General features: G+C 44.3%; 27 protein-coding genes. 9 read left to right on the plus strand and 18 right to left on the minus strand.

What is annotated here, in order from left to right:
• Nucleotides 1-24: 24 nt before the first annotated feature.
• Nucleotides 25-552: a ribosome biogenesis factor YjgA gene (yjgA, locus tag OH456_RS23570; RefSeq protein ID WP_006073257.1), complete on the minus strand. Its 528-nt coding sequence runs from the start codon at nucleotides 550-552 to the stop codon at nucleotides 25-27.
• A gap of 118 nt (nucleotides 553-670) precedes the next feature.
• Here yjgA and pmbA point away from each other — a divergent pair, with 118 nt between their 5' ends.
• Nucleotides 671-2,014 (plus strand): metalloprotease PmbA, encoded by a 1,344-nt coding sequence (pmbA, locus tag OH456_RS23575; protein ID WP_006073258.1) that lies wholly within the window; start codon nucleotides 671-673, stop codon nucleotides 2,012-2,014.
• Between the two features lie 57 nt (nucleotides 2,015-2,071).
• Here the strand turns inward: pmbA and mgtE are convergent, their stop codons facing one another.
• The 12 genes from mgtE to OH456_RS23635 all read right to left on the minus strand — a co-directional run bounded on the left by mgtE (nucleotide 2,072) and on the right by OH456_RS23635 (nucleotide 11,274).
• Nucleotides 2,072-3,430, minus strand: coding sequence for a magnesium transporter (mgtE, locus tag OH456_RS23580; protein ID WP_124940562.1), 1,359 nt, complete (start codon nucleotides 3,428-3,430; stop codon nucleotides 2,072-2,074).
• 125 nt (nucleotides 3,431-3,555) lie between these two features.
• On the minus strand, nucleotides 3,556-3,831 hold the full coding sequence (locus OH456_RS23585) for an HPr family phosphocarrier protein (protein ID WP_006073260.1): 276 nt from the start codon (nucleotides 3,829-3,831) through the stop codon (nucleotides 3,556-3,558).
• A gap of 11 nt (nucleotides 3,832-3,842) precedes the next feature.
• Nucleotides 3,843-4,700 (minus strand): RNase adapter RapZ, encoded by an 858-nt coding sequence (gene rapZ, locus OH456_RS23590; RefSeq protein ID WP_124940563.1) that lies wholly within the window; start codon nucleotides 4,698-4,700, stop codon nucleotides 3,843-3,845.
• 16 nt (nucleotides 4,701-4,716) lie between these two features.
• The gene (ptsN, locus tag OH456_RS23595; RefSeq protein ID WP_006073263.1) at nucleotides 4,717-5,163 is read right to left on the minus strand and encodes a PTS IIA-like nitrogen regulatory protein PtsN; all 447 of its coding nucleotides are present in this window, start codon (nucleotides 5,161-5,163) and stop codon (nucleotides 4,717-4,719) included.
• 1 nt (nucleotide 5,164) lies between these two features.
• Nucleotides 5,165-5,452 carry a ribosome hibernation promoting factor gene (hpf, locus tag OH456_RS23600; protein WP_006073271.1) on the minus strand — a complete coding sequence of 96 codons (288 nt, stop codon included), beginning with the start codon at nucleotides 5,450-5,452 and terminating at the stop codon, nucleotides 5,165-5,167.
• 25 nt (nucleotides 5,453-5,477) lie between these two features.
• The gene (locus tag OH456_RS23605) at nucleotides 5,478-6,947 is read right to left on the minus strand and encodes an RNA polymerase factor sigma-54 (RefSeq protein ID WP_006073273.1); all 1,470 of its coding nucleotides are present in this window, start codon (nucleotides 6,945-6,947) and stop codon (nucleotides 5,478-5,480) included.
• Nucleotides 6,948-6,993: 46 nt separating this feature from the next.
• Entirely contained in the window at nucleotides 6,994-7,719 is a 726-nt protein-coding gene (lptB, locus tag OH456_RS23610; protein ID WP_006073275.1) for an LPS export ABC transporter ATP-binding protein, read from the minus strand.
• 8 nt (nucleotides 7,720-7,727) lie between these two features.
• Nucleotides 7,728-8,225, minus strand: coding sequence for a lipopolysaccharide transport periplasmic protein LptA (gene lptA / locus OH456_RS23615; RefSeq protein WP_006073277.1), 498 nt, complete (start codon nucleotides 8,223-8,225; stop codon nucleotides 7,728-7,730).
• Nucleotides 8,206-8,769, minus strand: a complete 564-nt coding sequence (lptC, locus tag OH456_RS23620; RefSeq protein ID WP_006073281.1) for an LPS export ABC transporter periplasmic protein LptC — start codon at nucleotides 8,767-8,769, stop codon at nucleotides 8,206-8,208. Before lptC ends, lptA begins: the two co-directional genes overlap by 20 nt.
• The gene (gene kdsC, locus OH456_RS23625; RefSeq protein WP_006073282.1) at nucleotides 8,766-9,323 is read right to left on the minus strand and encodes a 3-deoxy-manno-octulosonate-8-phosphatase KdsC; all 558 of its coding nucleotides are present in this window, start codon (nucleotides 9,321-9,323) and stop codon (nucleotides 8,766-8,768) included. Before kdsC ends, lptC begins: the two co-directional genes overlap by 4 nt.
• A complete protein-coding gene (locus tag OH456_RS23630; protein WP_086027636.1) occupies nucleotides 9,323-10,294 on the minus strand; it encodes a KpsF/GutQ family sugar-phosphate isomerase in 972 nt (323 codons plus the stop codon). Before OH456_RS23630 ends, kdsC begins: the two co-directional genes overlap by 1 nt.
• 8 nt (nucleotides 10,295-10,302) lie before the next feature.
• Complete coding sequence (locus OH456_RS23635) at nucleotides 10,303-11,274, minus strand: calcium/sodium antiporter (protein ID WP_006073285.1); 972 nt, start codon at nucleotides 11,272-11,274, stop codon at nucleotides 10,303-10,305.
• A gap of 292 nt (nucleotides 11,275-11,566) precedes the next feature.
• Here OH456_RS23635 and mlaF point away from each other — a divergent pair, with 292 nt between their 5' ends.
• The 8 genes from mlaF (at nucleotide 11,567) to OH456_RS23675 (ending at nucleotide 16,938) form a co-directional block, all read left to right on the plus strand.
• Nucleotides 11,567-12,361 carry a phospholipid ABC transporter ATP-binding protein MlaF gene (mlaF, locus tag OH456_RS23640; protein WP_270034339.1) on the plus strand — a complete coding sequence of 265 codons (795 nt, stop codon included), beginning with the start codon at nucleotides 11,567-11,569 and terminating at the stop codon, nucleotides 12,359-12,361.
• Between the two features lies 1 nt (nucleotide 12,362).
• On the plus strand, nucleotides 12,363-13,151 hold the full coding sequence (mlaE, locus tag OH456_RS23645; protein WP_006073293.1) for a lipid asymmetry maintenance ABC transporter permease subunit MlaE: 789 nt from the start codon (nucleotides 12,363-12,365) through the stop codon (nucleotides 13,149-13,151).
• A gap of 17 nt (nucleotides 13,152-13,168) precedes the next feature.
• Nucleotides 13,169-13,651 carry an outer membrane lipid asymmetry maintenance protein MlaD gene (gene mlaD, locus OH456_RS23650; RefSeq protein ID WP_006073296.1) on the plus strand — a complete coding sequence of 161 codons (483 nt, stop codon included), beginning with the start codon at nucleotides 13,169-13,171 and terminating at the stop codon, nucleotides 13,649-13,651.
• Nucleotides 13,652-13,655: 4 nt separating this feature from the next.
• A complete protein-coding gene (gene mlaC, locus OH456_RS23655; protein ID WP_006073300.1) occupies nucleotides 13,656-14,297 on the plus strand; it encodes a phospholipid-binding protein MlaC in 642 nt (213 codons plus the stop codon).
• Nucleotides 14,294-14,596, plus strand: a complete 303-nt coding sequence (locus OH456_RS23660; RefSeq protein ID WP_420883067.1) for an STAS domain-containing protein — start codon at nucleotides 14,294-14,296, stop codon at nucleotides 14,594-14,596. The genes mlaC and OH456_RS23660 overlap by 4 nt, the downstream gene beginning before the upstream one ends.
• 9 nt (nucleotides 14,597-14,605) lie before the next feature.
• Nucleotides 14,606-14,860 (plus strand): BolA family iron metabolism protein IbaG, encoded by a 255-nt coding sequence (gene ibaG, locus OH456_RS23665; protein ID WP_006073308.1) that lies wholly within the window; start codon nucleotides 14,606-14,608, stop codon nucleotides 14,858-14,860.
• Nucleotides 14,861-14,869: 9 nt separating this feature from the next.
• A complete protein-coding gene (gene murA, locus OH456_RS23670; protein WP_006073309.1) occupies nucleotides 14,870-16,138 on the plus strand; it encodes a UDP-N-acetylglucosamine 1-carboxyvinyltransferase in 1,269 nt (422 codons plus the stop codon).
• Between the two features lie 71 nt (nucleotides 16,139-16,209).
• Complete coding sequence (locus tag OH456_RS23675; protein WP_006073311.1) at nucleotides 16,210-16,938, plus strand: 1-acylglycerol-3-phosphate O-acyltransferase; 729 nt, start codon at nucleotides 16,210-16,212, stop codon at nucleotides 16,936-16,938.
• A gap of 49 nt (nucleotides 16,939-16,987) precedes the next feature.
• On the opposite strand, the gene OH456_RS23680 is transcribed toward OH456_RS23675, so the two are convergent.
• The 5 genes from OH456_RS23680 to arcA all read right to left on the minus strand — a co-directional run bounded on the left by OH456_RS23680 (nucleotide 16,988) and on the right by arcA (nucleotide 21,535).
• On the minus strand, nucleotides 16,988-17,377 hold the full coding sequence (locus tag OH456_RS23680) for a RidA family protein (protein ID WP_038228906.1): 390 nt from the start codon (nucleotides 17,375-17,377) through the stop codon (nucleotides 16,988-16,990).
• Between the two features lie 105 nt (nucleotides 17,378-17,482).
• Nucleotides 17,483-17,944: an aspartate carbamoyltransferase regulatory subunit gene (gene pyrI / locus OH456_RS23685; protein WP_006073314.1), complete on the minus strand. Its 462-nt coding sequence runs from the start codon at nucleotides 17,942-17,944 to the stop codon at nucleotides 17,483-17,485.
• A gap of 12 nt (nucleotides 17,945-17,956) precedes the next feature.
• Nucleotides 17,957-18,886: an aspartate carbamoyltransferase gene (gene pyrB / locus OH456_RS23690; protein ID WP_006073315.1), complete on the minus strand. Its 930-nt coding sequence runs from the start codon at nucleotides 18,884-18,886 to the stop codon at nucleotides 17,957-17,959.
• 300 nt (nucleotides 18,887-19,186) lie between these two features.
• On the minus strand, nucleotides 19,187-20,191 hold the full coding sequence (gene argF, locus OH456_RS23695; RefSeq protein WP_006073317.1) for an ornithine carbamoyltransferase: 1,005 nt from the start codon (nucleotides 20,189-20,191) through the stop codon (nucleotides 19,187-19,189).
• A gap of 123 nt (nucleotides 20,192-20,314) precedes the next feature.
• Nucleotides 20,315-21,535 carry an arginine deiminase gene (arcA, locus tag OH456_RS23700; RefSeq protein WP_006073318.1) on the minus strand — a complete coding sequence of 407 codons (1,221 nt, stop codon included), beginning with the start codon at nucleotides 21,533-21,535 and terminating at the stop codon, nucleotides 20,315-20,317.
• Between the last annotated feature and the right edge of the window lie 49 nt (nucleotides 21,536-21,584).

Here is a 21,584-nt window from a genome sequence, read left to right on the forward strand (position 1 = left end):
ACGGTCTTAAATTGAGCGTTGAAGTTAGAATTCTTGTTCTTCTTCGTGCTTAAGTGCTTGGAAAATTTCACGGAATGCTTTCGCAGGCTTTCCAGCTTTCTTTTCTTTGTTGGCTTGACGAGCAAGTTGGCGTAGACGCTGACGGTCGAGGTTTGGGTACAACTCAAGTGCATCCGCGATGGCCTCATCACCTTGTTCTACAATACGATCACGCAGTTGCTCAAGCTTGTGAAGTGCCGCAGTAGACTGTGAGTGCTTGTTACGTACACGGTCGAGAGCCGCTTGAATTGGCTCTGGGTCTTCGGTACGCATCAGCTTACCAATGTATTGCAGTTGGCGACGTCGAGCTTCGTTCTTGAAGCGCTGGGCATCGGCGACCGCTTCTCTCAGATCTTCACTAAGAGGAAACTTATCCAACACAGCAGGCTTTAGTCCAACTAACTCTTCACCAAGTTTTTGCAACTCTTCCATGTCGTTTTTCATTTCGGTTCTGCTCACCCAAATGATTTCTTCTTCCTCTTCCCAAGGCGCTTTCTGATTTTTGCGGGCCATGTTTACTGCCTATATCACTATCTCATTACGAATATTGGCTATTTTAGCAAGAAATCTGGGGAGAATGCGAAAACCTTGTTATTCTAGTCTCAATTAAACGATAAAAGTTAGATGAATTATGGATGTAAGAGAGCAAGTTGCTCAGCAGCAAGCTGAGCTAGAAGCCGCTGTTGCTAAAGCGCTGGATATGGCTTCAGTAAATTCAGATGCCGCTGAGGTCGCTATTACTAAAAGCACTGGCTTAAGCGTCTCCACGCGCATGTGTGAAGTGGAAAACGTAGAGTTTAATAGTGACGGTGCGCTGGGTATCACGGTATACCGTGGACAGCGTAAGGGCAGTGCTTCAACCTCTGATTTGAGTGAAAAAGCCATTGCACAAACGGTAGCTGCTGCACTGGATATTGCCCAGTACACCTCCGAAGACCCATTTGCAGGGCCAGCTCCAAAAGAGTTGTTGGTAACGAATATCCCAGACCTTGATCTCTTCCATCCAGATGAGCCAAATCCCGATGTAGCTGCGCAAAAAGCGATTGCTGCTGAGAAAGCAGCATTAGCTTACAGTGACAAAATAAAGCAGAGTGATGGTGCTAGTTACGACAGCCACTATGGCGTTAAGGTCTATGGTAACTCTCATGGTCTGTTGGCCGGTTATGCGTCTAGCCGTCATAGCATTAGCTGTAGCGTCATTGGCCAAGGCCAAAATGGCGATATGGAGCGTGATTACAGTTATACCCTTGCTCGTCACCGTGATGATTTGTGGACACCAGAATCGGTCGGAGAAAAGGCTGCTATCAAAACAGTTGAGCGTCTAGACCCTAGAAAAGTCAAAACGGGTCAATACCCAGTGCTTTTTGCCAACGATGTTGCGACTGGCCTCATGGGACACTTAGTAATGGGGATTAGCGGCGGTAATTTATACCGTAAGTCGTCATTCTTGCTAGATAAACTGGGTGAACAGATTCTGCCAGATTGGTTTGCTATTGAAGAAAAACCTCACCTACTTAAAGGCTTAGCATCTAGTCCGTTTGATAACGAAGGTGTGGCAACTCAAGATTTAGATATTATCACTGACGGTAAGTTGGCGACCTACTTACTGACCAGTTACGCTGCGCGCAAACTGAATATGACGCCAACAGGGCATGCTGGAGGTATTCATAACTGGTTTGTTAAGTCGACAGGGCAAGATTTTGATGCCATGTTGAAAACGCTTGGCACTGGCCTGCTGGTAACCGAAGTGATGGGGCAAGGGGTAAATATCGTGACTGGTGATTACTCTCGCGGTGCAGCAGGATTCTGGGTCGAAAATGGAGAAATCCAATACCCAGTCTCGGAAATTACCGTTGCTGGTAATCTGGCGCAAATGTTCAAGCAAATTGTAGCAGTTGGCAGTGATGTTGAAACGCGCTCACAAATTCAAACGGGCTCTATCCTGTTGGAATCAATGAAAGTCGCTGGTGAGTAAATCTCAAATAGAGAAAAAGGGCGTAACCTGCTGGTTACGCCCTTTTTGTATCTAGCATTAGCTGATCATTATGGTAGCTAAGCCTAAGAAGACCGAAAGACCAACAACATCGGTAATGGTCGTAAGAGCCATTCCGCCCGCTAAGGCAGGGTCGATATTCATTTTTTTGAGCAGAATAGGGATGGTAACGCCAGCAATGCCAGCAACCAGTAAATTGGTCATCATGGCGGCAGAGATAATCCCGCCTAACATCCAATCACCTTTCCAAGCTACTACGATACCACCGATAATTAGAGCCCAGAGGACACCATTGAGAAAGCCGATGGCGGCTTCTTTGAGTAGCAGTTCTCGACGGTTACTGTCACCGATATGACCCAAAGCTAAGCCTCGGATTACGAGGGCAACGGTTTGGTTACCTGCAACCCCTCCCATGGAAGGTACAATAGTCATCAAGACTGCTATCGCTGCCATCTGCTCTAATGTGGCCTCAAACATATTGGAGACAGATGCTGCTGCTAAAGCGGCAAGTACGTTGGCGCCTAGCCAAACACTGCGTCGACGAGCAGATTTCACAACCGGCGCAAAGGTATCTTCATCATCATCCATACCCGCCATACTCATCATTGAGTGTTCGGCGTCTTCTCGGATAATATCGACCACGTCATCGATGGTGATACGACCGACTAGGTGGTGTTCGCTATCTACAACAGGGGCAGAGACCCAGTCGCGTCGTTCAAATAACGAGGCAACGTCCGAATCGCTAGTTTCAACATGGATTGCCTCATCGGCATCGTCCATGACATCGACGACTTTGACATCGGGCTGAGTGGTTAAAAGTGTGGTCAAAGAAAGGTGACCAATCAGCATATCTTCTTCGTCTATCACATACAGTGCGTCTGTCGCTTCCGGTAGCTCACCTTTCATGCGCAGGTAACGCAGAACCACATCGACATCGACATCGCCACGAATAGTGATTACATCGGTATTCATGATACCGCCGGCGGTATCTTCTGGGTAAGAAAGGGCAGTCTCGACACGCAAACGGTCTGCGGTGTCCATTTGTGACAGGACTTCGCGCGATACGGTATCAGGCAGACTACGTAGGACATAAGCTACGTCATCGGTGTCCATGCCTTCCGTTGCTTCAGCCAGTTTTTCTGGCGCCATTTTGGAGACTAGACTATCTTTGACGTCCTCATTGAGTTCATCAAGGATTTCACCATAGTCTTCAGGGTCGGTGAGTTGCCACAGGACTTCACGACTTTTACGTGGAGAGGCTTCTAGAAGATGGGCAATATCTTCAGGCTCCATGTCCTGAAGTTGTCTTCTTACGTAAACGAAGCGGCCATTTTCTAGCGCTTCACTAACTTCTTGGAGGGTTTGGTGAGCTTGATCGAATTCTATTTGCTCCGCCATGGATGCCCCCTACACTCAACTGCTTTTTAATGTACTGAATAGTAGCTTAATTTTGGGTTCAAGTAACCTACAGGGCGCGAAGAAGTTATCGGAGAGTGGAAATAAAACAGAAAAGTGTGCGGAATCTATTCGTCTTCGTCAAAACGGTGTTCAACCAACTCGCATACCGCTTGCAGAGCATCCTCAGCCTGGTTTCCTGACGCTTTAATGGTGATGTTCTCACCTTGAGCAGACTCGAGCATAAGAAGACCCATCACGCTATCTGCTGTCGCTTCTTTCTGTTCATGATTACAAATCGTCACGGTTGCCTCGAAGCTCTGTGCTAATTCTACTAACTTGACCGCAGCACGAGCATGCAAACCAAGACGATTTTGAATGAGAACAGTGCGAGATAGTGACATTTGGATTCCTGTTAGTTGTTTTTCTCTAGCGATGCGTGACGAATTTTTACTTGATGGCCGAGCTGAGCAAAATATTCACCAATCTGCTGAGTGATATAAACAGAGCGGTGTTTACCGCCGGTACAACCAATTGCGACTGTTAGATAGCTGCGATTGTTCTTTTCCAGTTGAGGTAGCCAACGTTCAACAAAGCCTTGAATTTGTTGTTTCAACTCGATGACGTCAGGATAAGCTTCTAGGAAAGACTTAATCGGTGCATCTAACCCAGTCATAGGTCTTAATTCTGGCTGCCAATGTGGATTGGGGAGAAAACGAACATCAAATACGTAATCTGCATCACTTGGCATACCGTATTTAAACCCAAACGATTGGAAAACCATGACAAGATCTTTCTTCTCTTGGCCTTCTAATTCAAAACGAATAGCTTCGCTTAAGTCGTGTATGGATTGTTCACTCGAATCAATGATGTAGTCAGCATGCTCTTTGATGGGTTTGAGAAGTGTGTGCTCTACATCAATAGCCTGTTCAAGTGACAGTTTATCTTTACGCTGAGAAAGAGGGTGGATACGACGAGTTTCACTGTAGCGTTTTAACAACACTGGCTTTGACGCATCAAGGAAAAGCACTTTGACGTCATGTTGTTTAGACAATTGTTTCAACTTAGAGGTTAAGTTATTCAGGTTGTCAGGCAGGTTACGAATATCAATACTGACGGCAACACTTTGTTGGGAATCTTTCGATGAATCCACAAAGGCTTCTAGTAAATCGATTGGTAGGTTATCAACGCAGTAGTAACCAGAATCTTCTAGCACTCGCAACGCCACACTTTTACCTGCGCCTGAATGTCCACTTACAACGACTAATCGCATTTTTTCTCAGCTTGTTCTAATGGCTAACAATAATATCGTAAAGCTCTTGATCGGATTGAGCATTACGAAGTTGCTTTAGGACAGTTTTATCATTTAATCGCTCTGCCATACATGACAAAGTCTTTAAATGTTCTTTACACTGCGCATCTGGAACTAGCAGTGCGAACATAAGGTCAACTGGGCGGTTATCAATAGAGTCGAAGTCAACGGGCGCTTGACACTGAAGTAACACCGCAACCGCTTTATCGCTGTCATGCATTCTAGCATGAGGAATAGCAATACCATTGCCAATACCAGTGCTACCCACTTTTTCACGGCTCAACATGCATTCGAACAGTTCGGTAGAGTTTTGACCAGTATGCTCTGCAGCGATTTCGCTAATAATTTCTAAGGCGCGTTTTTTACTCGTACAAGGGACTGCACTTTTGGTGCAGTCCAGAGTTAATACTTCACTTATTTGCATTTTAGTGATTACTTAATTTTTCTTTATGCTTGTTCAATTGTCTGACGAGCTTATCGACTAGCGCGTCAATGGCAGCATACATACTTTCATCATTTGCCGCCGCATGAATTTCAGCTTGATTAACGTGGAGCGTAGCTTCTGCGATCTGGTTTAATTTTTCAACTTTTAATATGACGTTAATGCTATTTATATGATCGAAAAAACGTTCCAGTTTTTGGAATTTACTCTGAACGTAGTCCTGCATTGACTCAGTGACATCGACGTGGTGGCCTTCAATTTGAATTTGCATAGACTTTCCTTCTTAGTTATTGGCCTTAAAGTAGGCGTTTACGCTGACTGGAAGGGGCGATGCCCAACGACTCACGGTATTTCGCTATTGTTCGTCTAGCAACCTGAATTCCTTGGTCAGCTAGTTGCGCTGCGATTTTACTATCGCTCAATGGCTTGGCTGGATTTTCAGCAGCGACAAGCTTCTTGATTAGTGCTCGAATGGCTGTCGAGGAACACTCGCCGCCATTGTCAGTCGATACGTGGCTTGAGAAGAAATACTTCAGCTCAAAAATGCCGCGTGGGGTATGCATATATTTCTGAGTGGTCACTCGAGAAATCGTCGATTCATGCATGTCTACAGCAAGGGCAACATCGTTGAGAACCATAGGTTTCATTGCCTCTTCACCGTATTCAAAAAAGTCATGCTGATGTTCGACAATGCATTTAGCGACTTTGAGTAAAGTTTCATTGCGACTTTCAAGGCTCTTAATCAACCATTTCGCTTCCTGCAAATTAGAGCGAATATATTGGCTGTCAGCACTGTTGCCTGTACCGAGCTTCGCGTATTGTTGATTCACTTTCAGTCTTGGAACACTGTCCGGGTTAATCTGAACTATCCATTTTCCGCGGTCTTTAAATACGGAGACATCAGGCACTACGTACTCAGTTTCATCAGGTGTTATCTTACTGCCTGGTCTAGGGTCAAGCTGTTGGATTAGCTTCAAAACTTCTCGAAGATCCGCTTCCTTAAGCTTCGTCTCCTTAATCACGAGTTTGTAATCACGGTTACCCAGTTGATCGATATGATCAGACAAGACCAACTTAGCTTCAGCGAGCCATGGAGTGTCTTCAGGGAAAGTCGCGAGTTGCAGTAATAGGCAATCTTGCAGATTAAGAGATGCAACGCCTAGTGGATCGAATTGCTGAACGCGTTTTCTTACCGCTTCAATTTCATCAAGCTCAACATCCTCAATATCGACACTATCGAGAATCTCTTCACAGGACAGGGTCAGATAGCCGTAATCATCGACAGCATCAATGATGGCTAAGGCGATGGCACGATCTGTTTCAGTAAATGGCGTGAGGTCTAATTGCCAAACTAAGTAGTCTTGAAGAGACTGTGTGGTTTCACCTTGATATATTGGCATGTCATCATCAGCGGCAATACCCGTGTTACCGGTATTGGCACTATAGACATCATCCCAAGTGGTATCCATTTCAAGTTCTGTCGATATTTCAGAACTTTCAATTTGCTCAGAGCTATCTTTCGGTTCTGGTTCGCTAACTGGCTCTGCAGATACTTCTTCTTTACTTTCAGGGCTCGACTTTTCCTCATTAGAAGGCGGTGCTTCTTCCGCGGTTTCTTCCACGTCAAGTAATGGGTTTGAGTCTAGGGCCTCTTGAATCTCTTGTTGCAGATCGAGCGTCGACAATTGCAGCAAGCGAATTGCTTGTTGCAACTGGGGCGTCATTGCTAACTGTTGACCTAGCTTGAGTTGTAATGAGGGTTTCATGCAGTATTGCTAGCCTATTATTAAAATTTTATCCAAGCCTATTAAATCATAGTCTGAATTGTTCACCGAGATAAACCTGTTTTACGTGTTCATTATTGAGAACATCTTCAGGACTTCCTTCAGCAATTAGATGACCTTGGCTCACAATGTATGCTTTTTCACACACATCTAAGGTTTCACGAACGTTATGGTCGGTGATAAGAACTCCTAAGCCTCTATCGCGTAAGTGCTCGATGATCTTCTTAATATCAATCACTGAAATTGGGTCGACACCCGCAAACGGCTCATCCAGTAAGATGAATTGTGGGTTAGCGGCTAGAGCCCTAGCAATTTCGACACGTCGACGTTCGCCGCCAGACAACGCCATCCCAGCACTTTTTCGAATGTGCTGAATATTGAACTCATCCAGCAGGTCCTCTAGCTTATCTTGTCGCTCTTCTTGAGTGATCTCATTACGAGTCTCAAGCACTGCCATAATGTTGTTTTCAACACTGAGCTTTCTGAAAATGGAGGCTTCTTGTGGCAGGTAGCCAATGCCCATTTTGGCGCGGCTATGCATTGGGAGAATACTAATATCTTCTCCGTCAATAGTGATGGTGCCTTCATCACGGGCAACCAGACCAACAATCATATAAAACGACGTAGTTTTACCTGCGCCGTTAGGGCCCAGCAATCCTACTATCTGACCAGACTCAACCGAAAGACTAACGTCTGAGACCACTTTACGGTTTTTATAGCTTTTTGCTAAATGTGTCGCTTTCAATAACGCCATAAATACAATTACTTCTCTTGAATCTGTTGTGGTTGAAGCACAGTAGATACTCTTCCTTTCGAGTCGCCATCAGCGATGAGTTTTTGTGATGAGATTCTGTACTTAATGACACTGCCACGAATGATACTGTCGTCTTGAGATAGCATCGCTTTATTTGTCATGGTCAATTGATCGTTTTTCAGTGAGTAATGTAACTGTTTTGCTTCACCATATAAGGTTTTGCCGTCGTCAGTAAGTTGCGAAAATGTCGCTAGATCGCCAAAACCTTCGATAACCTGAATTGTGCCCGTTTCTGCTTCACGTGTAACAATCACTTTATCGGCATTGATGTTAATACTACCTTGTTTAAGCTTTACATCGCCTTCGAAGGTTACTTGGTTGCTTTTCATATCAAGCTGCTGAGAGTCAGAGTCAATATACACCGGTTGCTCTGAGTCTGTTGATAATGCCATTGCTGATATAGGTAAAAGTAAGCAAATACCTAAACTAAGGTGTGAGAGTTTCATATCTACTGTTCACTTTGTTATAAACCTCGGCGATATTGTCTGCGAAATTTCCTTTCATCGCTTCGCCGCGTGTTTCAAATTGAGGGCCGAGCATAATGACTTTGGTATCGGACCAAAAGTCTCTGTTGGTTAGTTTAATGCTCATCTTCTGTGTTGATAGTGTATCAAATCCTGACTCTGGTAATAGATTTTGAGCTAGAACATTGTCGTATAAAGTGAGTACTTCATCCTTGTCTAAAATGGCTTTATCTGCGGAAATTTCCCACTCTTTTGTTGTACCATTCGCGTAAATAGACAATACAGGACTTTCAAAAATAGTATTCCCTTTTTGAGCGAAATGTTCCAGATGTACGGAGTTGATCGTATAGCTTCGAATGCCGGTATCAGAGTAAGAAATGTTATGGACATTTATTCCACTGAAAGCTGGCAGTTCAATATCAGGGACAATCTGAATCGTGCTCGATTCATCCTTGGTGTACAAATAAACCGCACACCCAATAGAAATAATGGCAAGTAGACTATAAAGAATACGAGACAAACTCATATACTAAGACCTTTGTGAAGCTCTAGTTCGCCCTTTGATTCTAAGATCAGATCACAAACTTCCCTAACTGCACCGCGTCCACCCGGAATCGTAGTGACGTGATCCGCTTTTCTGGCTAGCAGTGGATGTCCATCCGCCACGCAGATGCTTAAGCCGACCTGCGCCATGACAGGCCAATCAATAAGATCATCACCGATGTAAGCCGTTTTCGATGCTGGGATAGCAAGCTTTTGGCAAATATCTTGGTATGCGGTGACTTTGTCATCTTGCCCTTGGTAAATCAAAGAAATACCCAGTGCGGTCATACGATTTTCAACGATCTGTGAGCGACGGCCTGTAATGATGGCTACTTCTACGCCCGCACTCATTAAAGCTTTAATACCGTAACCGTCACGAGTATGAAAGGTTTTTAGCTCTTCACCTTGGTTGCCCATATAAATCAAGCCATCGGAGAAGACGCCATCCACGTCGCAAATCAGGAGTTTGATGTCTGCTGCTTTATCGTAAGTGGATGAAGCCACCAAACCATAGAGCGTTTCAACTTGTTTAGACACTACATTACTCCTGCTTTTAATAAGTCATGCATATTGAGTGCACCCACGACTTTGTTATCATCGAGTAGTACAAGACCGTTAATATTCTTCGATTGCATTAAGTTTAACCCTTCAGCCGCTAGCATATTAGGCGCAGCAGTAGTTGGGTTAACGGTCATGACCTCGCCAATGGTGGTGTCATGAATATCGACTCGTTTATCAAGAATACGTCGCAAGTCTCCATCGGTAAAGATACCTAGCAAGTTCATATCGTTGTCCACGATAGTTGTCATGCCAAGTCCTTTATCGGAAATTTCTAGTAGTGCGTCGCGTACCAAGGTCTGCGGACCGACGACAGGCAGCGCTTTACCTGAATGCATGATATCACTCAGTTTAAGTAGTAACTTACGACCCAATGCGCCGCCCGGATGAGACAGGGCAAAGTCTTCTTCACCGAAGCCACGAGCTTCTAATAAGGCGATGGCTAATGCATCTCCCATAACCAGAGTTGCCGTCGAGCTAGAAGTAGGTGCTAGGCCAAGTGGGCACGCTTCTTTAGGAACAGTGATTTGCAAATGAAAATCAGAGAGCTTTGCCATGTTAGATTCAGGCTTTCCAGTCATACTTACCGTAGTAATACCAAGGCGCTTAAAGACAGGAAACAAACTAATGATTTCGTGTGACTCACCAGAGTTAGAGATGGCGATAACGAGATCGCGAGCTTCAATCATACCCAAATCGCCGTGAGCAGCTTCTCCTGGGTGGACAAAAAACGCTGATGTGCCAGTGCTAGCAAGCGTAGCCGCAATTTTCTTACCAATGTGTCCTGATTTACCCATCCCCATGACAATAACCTTGCCTTGGTGGTTGAGAATCGCATCACATACCGATTCAAATTGCTCGTCAAAGTAGCGCTCAAGGTGTTGAAGTGCTTGTACTTCGGTATCTAAAACACGCTTTGCCGCGCTAACATAATCAAAACCAGACATGATAACCGCTCCTAAGCTGCCATATTAGCGAATAGATAAACCTGATAACCAAGGAATAGCACGAACAAAATAAAGCCTTCAATTCGATTAATGCTCTTAGATTTGCCCAGTGCCATTACAACCAGTAATAGCGAAACGGCCAGCATAACCCAGAAGTCACGGCCCATAGCATGTTCACTGAGTATAGAAGGATTAATGATACCTGGAATACCCATAACTGCGAGGATGTTGAAGACGTTTGAACCTATGATGTTACCTACCGCCATATCATCTTCGCCTTTTAGAACACCAGCAAGAGAAGCGGCCAGTTCTGGTAGGCTGGTACCAATCGCGATAATCGTTAGACCAATAACAAGGTCGCTCATACCAAAATACTGGGCGATCGTTACGGCGCTATCTACCAGTCTATCTGCTGCGATAGGGAGGATGATTAGGCCAATCACCACCCACATGGCTGCTTTAGCGTTACTCACACCTTCTGGAATTTCGGACTCTTGGTCCTCTAGCATGGCGTCATTGTTGCCACTCTCTTTTTCTGCTTTGCTGATACGAAGCATGGCAAGGATAAATGCGCCAAATAAGGCAAACAGAATAATACCTTCATAGAAACCAAGATGGCTATCCCAAAGAATAAGACCCGCGATAAGCGTTACCGCGATCATTAAAGGTAGCTCGCGTCTCAGAACCGCAGATGAAATAGAAAGAGGCTTAATCATGGCCGTAATACCAAGAATAAGCGCAATATTGGCGATGTTGGAGCCTAGTACGTTACCAACCGCAGTATCCGTTTTCCCTTCTAGGGCGGCGGTGGCCGAAACCATCATTTCTGGCGCTGATGACCCCATAGCAAGAATAGTCATACCGATAACTAGTGGCGAAATACCCACATTGCGTGCCAGTGCCGCGGCGCCGAATACTAATTTATCAGCACTCCAAACGAGAAAAACCAGTCCAATTATCAGAAACACTACGGCTTCAAGCATGTTTTTATCCACTTCTATTTTTCTGAGACATTTGGCGGCTAATTTTGACGGTTTGTCGGCCAAAATGGAAGCTAATCAACAAATAAAATAACAATAGTGCGCCGAAGCTAATACGCTAATAGATAGACTAAGGTTAGGAGCGAAGTCATAAATGCGTGTAATGACGCAAGTTTGTTGTAATGGGGTTTGACTCTGTAATTATCCAACCATTTGGATATAAGGGTTTTAATTGTCCGCTTGTATCATTATTATTGTTTAGCATAGGACTACTGTTAGGATGATAAGGAAATGTATGTCAAACAATGACTTGGTTTCCGTTAAGGGACTGACTTTTGCGCGTGGCTCACACGTCATTTTTGATGACGTCGAGTTGCATGTACCCAAAGGTAAGATAACAGCCATCATGGGACCATCGGGAATTGGTAAAACAACATTACTTCGTCTGATCGGTGGACAAATCTCGCCTGACCATGGGGAGATTTGGTTCGAAGGCGACAATATTCCTACGCTTTCTAGAAAACGTCTTTACCATGTTCGCAAGAAAATGAGCATGCTATTCCAATCGGGTGCACTATTTACCGACCTTAACGTCTTTGACAATGTCGCGTTTCCTTTGCGTGAGCATACAGAACTGAGTGAGTCGATGATTCGTACTTTAGTGCTGCTAAAGTTAGAGGCTGTCGGATTACGTGGGGTATCTCAACTTATGCCAAGTGAACTTTCTGGAGGCATGGCAAGACGTGCGGCGCTCGCAAGAGCTATTGCGCTTGATCCTGAATTAATCATGTACGATGAGCCCTTTGTTGGTCAGGACCCTATAACGATGGGAGTGCTGGTGGAGCTTATTGGCAAGTTGAACAAGGCACTAGACCTTACCTCTATTGTTGTTTCTCATGATGTTCCTGAAGTTATGTCCATCGCAGATTGGGTTTACTTGCTCGCTGATGGAAAAGTTGTTGCTTGTGGTACTCCTGATGAATTGAGAAGTAACCCTGATGCTCGAGTCCAACAGTTCTTGCTCGGCGAAGCCGATGGACCCGTTCCATTTCGTTATCCAGCAAAAGCATTAACTGAGGAGCTGTTCTAATATGTCGTTTCCTTCAGTATGGATTCAAAAAGTCGGTCAGCGAACTTTATCTCTTTGCCAATCATGGGGTAGGGCAACCTTTATGCTATTTGGTGTCCTGTTTTCCAAACCACAGCCCAAAAAGCACTTTCCACTATTAATAAAACAGCTGCATAACGTTGGCGTGCAATCATTGGCCATTATTATGGTATCAGGGCTGTTTATTGGAATGGTCCTCAGCCTGCAAGGGTATGTAGTTCTCGTCGATTATGGGGCGGAAGGCAGTTTAGGACAGATGGTGGCGTTATCGCTATTAAGAGAGTTGGGTCCAGTTGTTACTGCACTATTATTTGCTGGGCGTGCAGGCTCGGCACTAACCGCTGAAATTGGCTTAATGAAAGCCACTGAACAGTTATCGAGCATGGAAATGATGGCCGTTGATCCTCTTAAACGAGTGATCTCGCCTCGTTTTTGGGCCGGGGTTATTTCCATGCCGCTATTGGCTATGATCTTTATGGCGATAGGTATTTGGGGGGGCCAACTGGTTGGTGTGGACTGGAAAGGTATCGATCACGGCAGTTTTTGGTCAGCGATGCAATCGTCCGTAGAGCTGGGTCGAGACATTGGTAATAGCGTCATTAAGTGTTTGGTGTTTGCGATTACGGTGACGTGGATTGCGTTATTTAATGGGTATGATGCCATACCGACTTCGGAAGGTATTAGTCAGGCGACAACGAGAACCGTCGTGCACTCATCTTTGGCGGTATTAGGTTTAGATTTTGTGCTTACAGCACTGATGTTTGGCAATTAAGAGTAAAGGACAATTCAATGCAACAAACCAGAAAGTTAGAATTGTGGGTAGGCAGTTTTGTCATCATCGGACTTTGCGCAATCTTGTTTATGATTTTTCAGGTTGCTGACGTGAAAGGGTTGGGCTCAGGGGATACTTATAAGCTGGAAGCAAGGTTCGATAATATCGGTAGCCTAAAAGTTCGTTCTCCTGTGAAAGTTGGTGGCGTCGTTATTGGCCGAGTCAGTGATATTAGTCTTGATAAGGAGAGCTATTTACCGGTGGTAACCTTATCTATTAGCTCGGACTACCGTTTCCCAGATACCTCGAGTGCACAAGTGCTAACATCAGGGTTGATTGGTGAGCAATATATAGGTCTAGTGCCTGGGTTTATCTTTGATGATGAAGGTTATCTAGCCGATGGTGACAGAATTGAAGACACCAAATCAGCGTTGGTGCTCGAAGATATGATAGGTCAAGTGCTCTATAGCATTGGCGGTTCCGATGAGAAAAAGGAGTAAAGTGATGTTCAACAAATGTTTACTGATATTTAGTGCCTTGATGCTCTCATTTGGTCTACATGCTAATGAGATTGATGCCACCAAGCCCTATGACATGATGCAGAAAGTCGCCGATAAAGCGTTTACTCGTTTGGCGAATGAGCAAGAGCAAATTCAGAAAAATCCTGACTATCTTAAGGTGGTAGTCGAAGAGGAACTAATGCCTTACGTGAACGATCGCTATGCGGCGTTGAAGCTGCTGGGTCCTAACTTAAAAGGTGCTAAACGAGAAGATGTGTTAGAGTTTGCCAGAGCATTTCGAGAGTACTTGATTACTTCTTATGCGCAAGTTTTAACCCAATATACTGGACAGGATGTTCAATTTGGTCCAGAACCAAAAATTGATGATAAGACGACCATTATCGGTGTTCGTGTGACAATTATGGACTCACCGAGACCTAATATTAATCTCGAGTTTAAACTCAGAAAGGATAAGAAAACAGGCGAATGGAAGGCCTTTGATATGATTGCAGAAGGCATTAGTTTGCTCTCTAGCAAGCAATCTGAATGGAACAGCAAAATTCGTCAAGATGGCATATTAGCGGTAGCAGAAGAACTTGAGCAGTTGGCACAGGCGCCGATTCGTTTTGAAGGCAGCAAAAAATAATGGACACTAAATTAGTGGTTCGTAACGAAGGTGTATTAGAGCTAATTGGTAACGTTGATCGTGATACTGTACCAGAGCTTTGGAATACTATTCAAAGCGTTAATTTTGATGAGCCTGAGATGGAATTGGCGTTAGATAAAGTAAAACGGTTCGATTCTGCGGGATTGGTGATGCTAATTCACTTATTAGAGCATGCAAAAAATCGAAAGTGTCATATAATGCTCAGCTTCGTGCCCGATGAGCTGAAAATACTGTTTCAGCTGTATAACGTTGAATCAGTTATTGAGAAACACATTTAGGAGTATCTTGTGGATAGCACAAAAGTACAGGAACTATTACAAAACGCATTGAACCTAGAAGAGCTACACGTAAAAGGTGAAGGTAGCCACTACGAAGTGATTGCGGTAGATGCTCAATTTGAAGGCATGAGCCGAGTTAAAAAGCAGCAGATGATCTATGGTCCTCTGATGGATTATATTCAGCGTAATGACATCCACGCAGTTTCAATTAAAGCCTATACTCCAGAAGAGTGGGCTCGTGATAAAAAGCTGATGTCTTTGTAAGGTTTATTAATGGATAAGTTTCGAGTTATTGGATCGGATCAGCCGTTATCTGGCGAAGTGTCGATCTCAGGTGCTAAAAATGCAGCACTGCCTATTTTATTCGCTTCTATTCTGGCTGAGGAGCCTGTAGAAGTGGCCAACGTACCACATCTTCGTGACATTGATACGACTATGAAACTACTTAGCCGTTTAGGTGCCAAAGTGCATCGCAACGGTTCTGTTCATGTTGATGGTAGCCAGATTAACGAGTTGTGTGCACCTTATGACTTGGTGAAAACCATGCGTGCATCGATTTGGGCATTAGGTCCACTGGTTGCTCGTTTTGGCAAAGGACAAGTTTCACTTCCTGGTGGCTGTGCCATTGGTGCGCGTCCGGTAGATTTACATATTCATGGTCTTGAGCAGCTCGGTGCCACCATCACATTAGAAGATGGTTATGTGAAAGCGGAAGTGGAAGGTCGATTGAAGGGGGCTCACATTGTGATGGACAAAGTGAGCGTTGGTGCGACTATCACGATAATGTGTGCTGCAACATTGGCTGAAGGTACTACTGTACTTGATAATGCTGCTCGTGAACCTGAAATCGTCGATACCGCTGATTTCTTGAACAAGCTAGGCGCAAAAATCACTGGAGCAGGTACCGATACTATCACTATCGAAGGTGTAGAACGTCTTGGTGGTGGCAAGCACTCTGTTGTTCCAGATCGCATTGAAACAGGCACTTTCCTAGTAGCGGCAGCGGTATCAGGCGGTAAGATTGTTTGTCGCAATACGCATGCTCATCTATTAGAAGCGGCATTAGCTAAGTTAGAAGAAGCTGGGGCTAAGATCGAGACTGGCGATGACTGGATCTCATTGGATATGACCGATAGAGAGCTTAAAGCGGTTTCAATTCGTACTGCTCCACACCCTGGCTTCCCTACAGATATGCAAGCTCAGTTTACTTTGCTTAATATGATGGCAAAAGGTGGCGGTGTGATTACCGAAACGATTTTTGAAAATCGTTTTATGCACGTTCCTGAGCTGATGCGTATGGGCGCAAAAGCAGAAATTGAAGGCAACACTGTGATTTGTGGTGATGTTGAATCATTGAGTGGTGCACAAGTGATGGCGACTGACCTGCGAGCTTCGGCAAGCTTGGTTATCGCTGGTTGTATTGCGCATGGTGAGACAATTGTAGACCGTATTTATCATATCGATCGTGGTTATGAGCGTATTGAAGATAAGCTGTCTGCACTAGGTGCTAACATCACACGTATCGCGGGTTCTGCTGAATAATAACGATAGATTATAAATAGCCGAAATCTTAAGGTTTCGGCTTTTTTTTGAAGCCATTAGCGGAGACCAAAATGGTTGCTTTCCTACGCTGCATTGCAGTGGCGATATTTGCGGTAATTATGTTCGTATTTGGATGTGGTTACTGTTTACTTAGTCCGAGAAATCCTAAACACGTGTTTACGTTTGGGCGTTATTTTGGCGCTATGTCGAAGATCTTTGGTATTAAACTCGATCTTCGTTTACCTGAAGATGCCTACAAACGCGGTCAACACATCTATATCGCTAATCACCAGAACAACTGGGATTTGTTTACGGTATCTTCTGCCGTTACACCTAATGTGGTAACTGTTGGTAAAAAGAGCCTGCTATGGATGCCATTCTTTGGTCAGCTTTATTATTTAACAGGTAATATTCTGATTGATCGTGCTAACCGTAGTAAAGCGAAAGGTACGATTGACCAAGTTGTTGATAGCATGAAGAAAAGTAACCTTTCAGTTTGGATGTTTCCGGAAGGTACACGCTCTCGCGGACGCGGCTTATTGCCATTTAAAACGGGTGCTTTTCATGCAGCGATTGGGGCAAAGACACCAATCATTCCTATTGTGTGTAGCAGTACGAGCCATCTAAAGCTTAATAAGTGGGATAATGGTCATATCATTGTTGAGATGCTGCCACCTATCTCGATCGAAGGCTACGGCAAAGAAGATGTGAGAAAACTGGCGAATGTATGCCGAGAGCAGATGGCAGAGAAGCTAGAGCAGCTTGATGCTGAAGTGGCTGAGTTAAACAGCAAAAAATAACACTAAAAAGGGTTGTCAATGACAACCCTTTTTTAATACATAGCAGAACTTACTTACGTACTGCGATAGCTTCGATTTCAATCTTCACATCTTTAGGAAGACGAGCAACTTCAACACAAGAACGCGCAGGGTAGTTAGCCACTTGGTGCTCGTCAAAGAACTTACCATACACTTCGTTTACTGTACCAAAGTCGTTGAGATCTTTAACGAAAACCGTCATTTTTACGATGTCTGAAACCGTTAGGCCAGATGCTTCAACAACCGCTTTTACGTTGTCTAGAGACTGACGTGCTTGCTCAGCGATATCTTCTGACACTTCACCCGTTTGCGGATTTACTGGGATCTGACCTGAAGTCAGTACCATGTTACCAAGGTCGACACCTTGTACGTAAGGACCGATTGCTGCTGGTGCAGATTCTGTATGAAGTACTTTTGTCATCGTTTTATCCATTGTTCTGTGAATTCAAAGAGAGTCTAGACTGCCTCTAGGCTCAATAAAAATCAAGCCTACAATGTGTAGGCTTGTTTAATAATCGTGTCATTCTTAGCTTTCAGTAACGATCTCACGCGAATAGACTTTTTCGCAGTATTTGCATTTGAGACGAATGTCTTGATGTTTCTCGAACACCTTGAAGCTACTGTCTACGGGTTCATTGTGAGTAATGCAGTTGCTATTAGGGCACTCGAATACTCCCGTGATTGTTTCTGGCAGTTTTAACGCCAGCTTTTTACACACTTCATAGTTTTCAATTTGGTTGACGGTAGCATGTGGTGCATAGAGTGCCAGCTTGTTCGCTTGTTCTTCAGTGATAAACACGTTCTCTATCTTTAATAGATCCTTACAACCTAATGCTGAAGAAGGAAGGTTTAGACCAATCGTGACACGCTGTTTGGATTGATCCATAGCGAACAGTTTGAGAACTTTGATGCCAATGTTTGCTGGGATATGGTCGATAACCGTGCCGTTTTTAATTGCTTCTACTTGCAACTGGGTTTCTTTAGACATGATCAATCCTCCTTAAAGCGTTTCGTTTAGAACTAGAGCGAGTAGAGCTTCACGGGCGTACACACCGTTTTCAGCTTGTTGGAAATAATACGCATAAGGCGTTTTATCTACGTCGACAGTAATCTCGTCAACTCGTGGCAATGGATGAAGCACTTTTAGGTTATCGCGCGCGCCTTTCAATGTATCAGCAGAGAGAATATAAGCCGATTTAATGTGTGCGTACTCAGACTCATCAAAACGCTCTTTCTGTACTCGCGTCATGTATAGGACATCCAGTTCAGATACTACACTTTCCATGTCGGTATGCAGGCTAAATTGGATGCCAGCTTCTTCAAGCTCTTCACAGATATAGTCAGGCATCGCAAGTGCATCGGGAGCGATAAAGAAAAAGCGAACGTTATTGAATTTCGCTAGGGCTTGCGTTAACGAGTGTACCGTGCGGCCGTATTTCAAATCACCAACAAAGGCAACGTTAATATCATCTAAACGACCCTGGGTTTCGTAGATGCTGTATAGGTCTAGCAGTGTTTGTGTTGGATGTTGGTTGGCGCCATCACCTGCGTTGATAACTGGCACACCGTTTGAGAATTCAGAAGCCAGACGTGCCGCACCTTCTTGTGGGTGACGCATGACAAACGCATCAACATAAGACGAAATAACCTGAACTGAATCTGCCAGTGTTTCACCTTTTTTAGCAAGTGAAGTGTTACCGCCGCTATCGAAACCAATCACGTCTCCGCCGATACGTTGAATGGCGGTTTCAAATGACAGACGCGTACGTGTTGAAGGTTCAAAGAAACAGCTAGCAACAACCTTGTTTTTGATGAGTTCAGGTTGAGGGTTTGATTTTAGTTGACCGGCTGTCTGTACAATGAGTTCTAGCTCGTCACGTGACAACTCTGGAATTGAGATAATGTGCTTTTGAAAGAGCGTATTCGCCATGTTTATCTTCCCTATAGTTAAAACCAGACCAGATGGATATTCCAAGTGCGAAAGGAGCGTGCTCAATCACAGCTAGGAATGCAGGCATAAAAAAACCCCCCATAATGGGAGGTTTAGTAATCAACAGGAAATAATAACGGTGCGTGATAAGCAAAAAGCTTATCGAGAGCGTGATGTGTTGTAAAACTCGCTTGCGCCATTGATTGTTCCCCAGACAAATTGCGGAGAATTATACGCCTAAAAATCGTGAGCGCAAGCGATTACATCAAAGGTTTATCGTTAAACTGCAAGTGAATTTGACTAGCTGCCTAATGTGGCGACCATGACGGCTTTGATGGTGTGCATTCGGTTTTCGGCTTCATCGAATACGATGGAGTAATCCGATTCGAATACATCATTTGTGACTTCGAGACCATTCAAGCCATATTTTTCGGCGATTTCTTTACCTATTGTGGTTTGGTCATCATGAAATGCAGGTAAGCAGTGCATAAATTTCACATCTTTGTTATTGGTAGCTTTAATCGTATCCATGTTTACCTGATACGGTTTCATTAAGGCAATACGCTCTTCCCACGCCGAGGCTGACTCGCCCATAGAGACCCAAACGTCCGTATACAAGAAGTCACAATCGGCTACACCTTGTTGTACGTCCTCGGTGAGAGTAATCGAAGCACCTGTTGATAGTGCGATAGTTTGACATTCATCAACGAGGCTTTGCTCTGGCCAAAAAGCTTTTGGCGCAACCAAACGAATATCCATTCCCATTTTTGCGGCACCGACCATTAGAGAGTTCCCCATGTTGTTGCGAGCATCCCCTAAGTAGGCAAATTTAATTTGGTGTAATAACTTGCCTTTGCCGTGCTCTAGCATGGTTAAAAAGTCAGCGAGAATTTGCGTTGGGTGGAATTCATTGGTTAAACCGTTCCAAACAGGTACGCCAGCGTGAGCGCCTAGCTCTTCAACGATATCTTGTCCAAAACCACGATACTCAATGCCATCGTACATACGACCTAGTACACGAGCCGTGTCTTTCATCGATTCCTTATGGCCTATTTGGGAGCCGGAAGGGCCGATGTAAGAGACTTGAGCACCTTGATCAAAAGCGGCAACTTCAAAAGCACATCGGGTACGAGTCGAGGCTTTTTCGAAGATCAGTGCGATGTTTTTCCCTACCAGTTTTTTTTGCTCTGTGCCGGCATATTTAGCGGCTTTAAGATCTTTAGACAGGTCGAGAAGAAACTGAATCTCTTTTGGTGAATAGTCGAGAAGCTTGAGAAAATTCCTATTTCGTAAGTTGTAAGCCATGATTCGTACCCTTTTATTTAGTTTCTTGGTTTATTTATACATAAAAATTCTTTTATTGTGAATAAGTATTTTGATTTAATGCAAAAAAAGCCCCTAATAGGGGCTTTTGATAAATAATTATGTTTAAATGCCATCTCGTTCGATTGGACAGCTCATACAACGGGCTCCGCCCCGACCACGTCCTAGCTCATTACCTGGGATGGTTAGGACCTGAATGCCCGCTTTGTCATACTTTTCATTAGTATACACATTTCTCTCGTAGCCGATAACGACACCGGGTTTGACGGTGAGCACATTGTTAGCATCGTTCCATTGCTCACGCTCTGCTTCGTAGTTATCACCACCCGTTGTGATGATCTTCAATTGATCAACGTTAAGCGCACTTTCTAGGGCTTTAAGATAGTTAGGTAATTTTTCAACTTGCATTTGGCCTTTGCTATCGGCGGTTAGACGCCAAGTATCCAGTTTGTCGTTGATGATCTCTGGGTAAACTGAGAAGGTATCCACGTCCATATGAGTCATAACGGTATCAAGATGCATGCAAGAGCGATGTTTCGGAAGGTCAATGGCAATGACCTGAGACGCTTGTCCGGATTTAAATAGATTCGCCGCCAAGTTTTCCACGCCCTGTGGGGTGGTGCGCTCAGAGATACCAATTAATACAGCACCTTTACCAATAACAAGAACGTCACCGCCCTCGATGTTGGCGTTATCATAATGAAGATCTTCATCGCCGAAATATTTAATGAAGTCTTGACCTGCGAAGGTTGGATGCCAGCGATAAATAGCTCTTAGATGATTTGTCTCGCGTTGACGAGCGGGCTTCATCATTGGGTTCAACGATACGCCACCATAGACCCAGCAAGAGGTATCACGGGTGAAAAGGTGGTTTGGCAGTGGCTCAATGACAAAATCAAGCGGCTTACTCATCTTTTGTAATATAGAAGGGGTTTTTATTGGTAGCTCAGAGTATGCGAGGCCGCCCAACAAAATAGTTGCTAAGTGCTCGTCGTCCATTTCTGTCAGATAGTTACGAAGTTCGTTAGCGAAGATAGGACCATAACGGAAATCAGAAATCTGCGTTTCGAGAAGCCATTCCTTCGCTTCAGGGACGGCAAGAGTCTCTACTAATAAATCGTGAAGCAGCAGTACTTCCACATCTTGGCTGCGTAATGTATTGGCAAAAGCGTCATGCTCTTCACCAGCGGCTTCTACAGCCAGTACATCATCAAACAGTAGTTCATGGCAGTTTGATGGCGTGAGGTGGGTTAGGGCGCGTTCTGGACGGTTTAACAATACACGGCGTAATTGGCCTACTTCCGACCCAACGTACAACTTACTCATTGTGATTCCTTTCAGTTTTGATTGCGCTATTTATGACAAGCTTGTTATC

Origin of the sequence: Vibrio sp. La 4.2.2, from assembly GCF_027586995.1 — a bacterium.
Classification (GTDB): domain Bacteria; phylum Pseudomonadota; class Gammaproteobacteria; order Enterobacterales; family Vibrionaceae; genus Vibrio; species Vibrio mediterranei.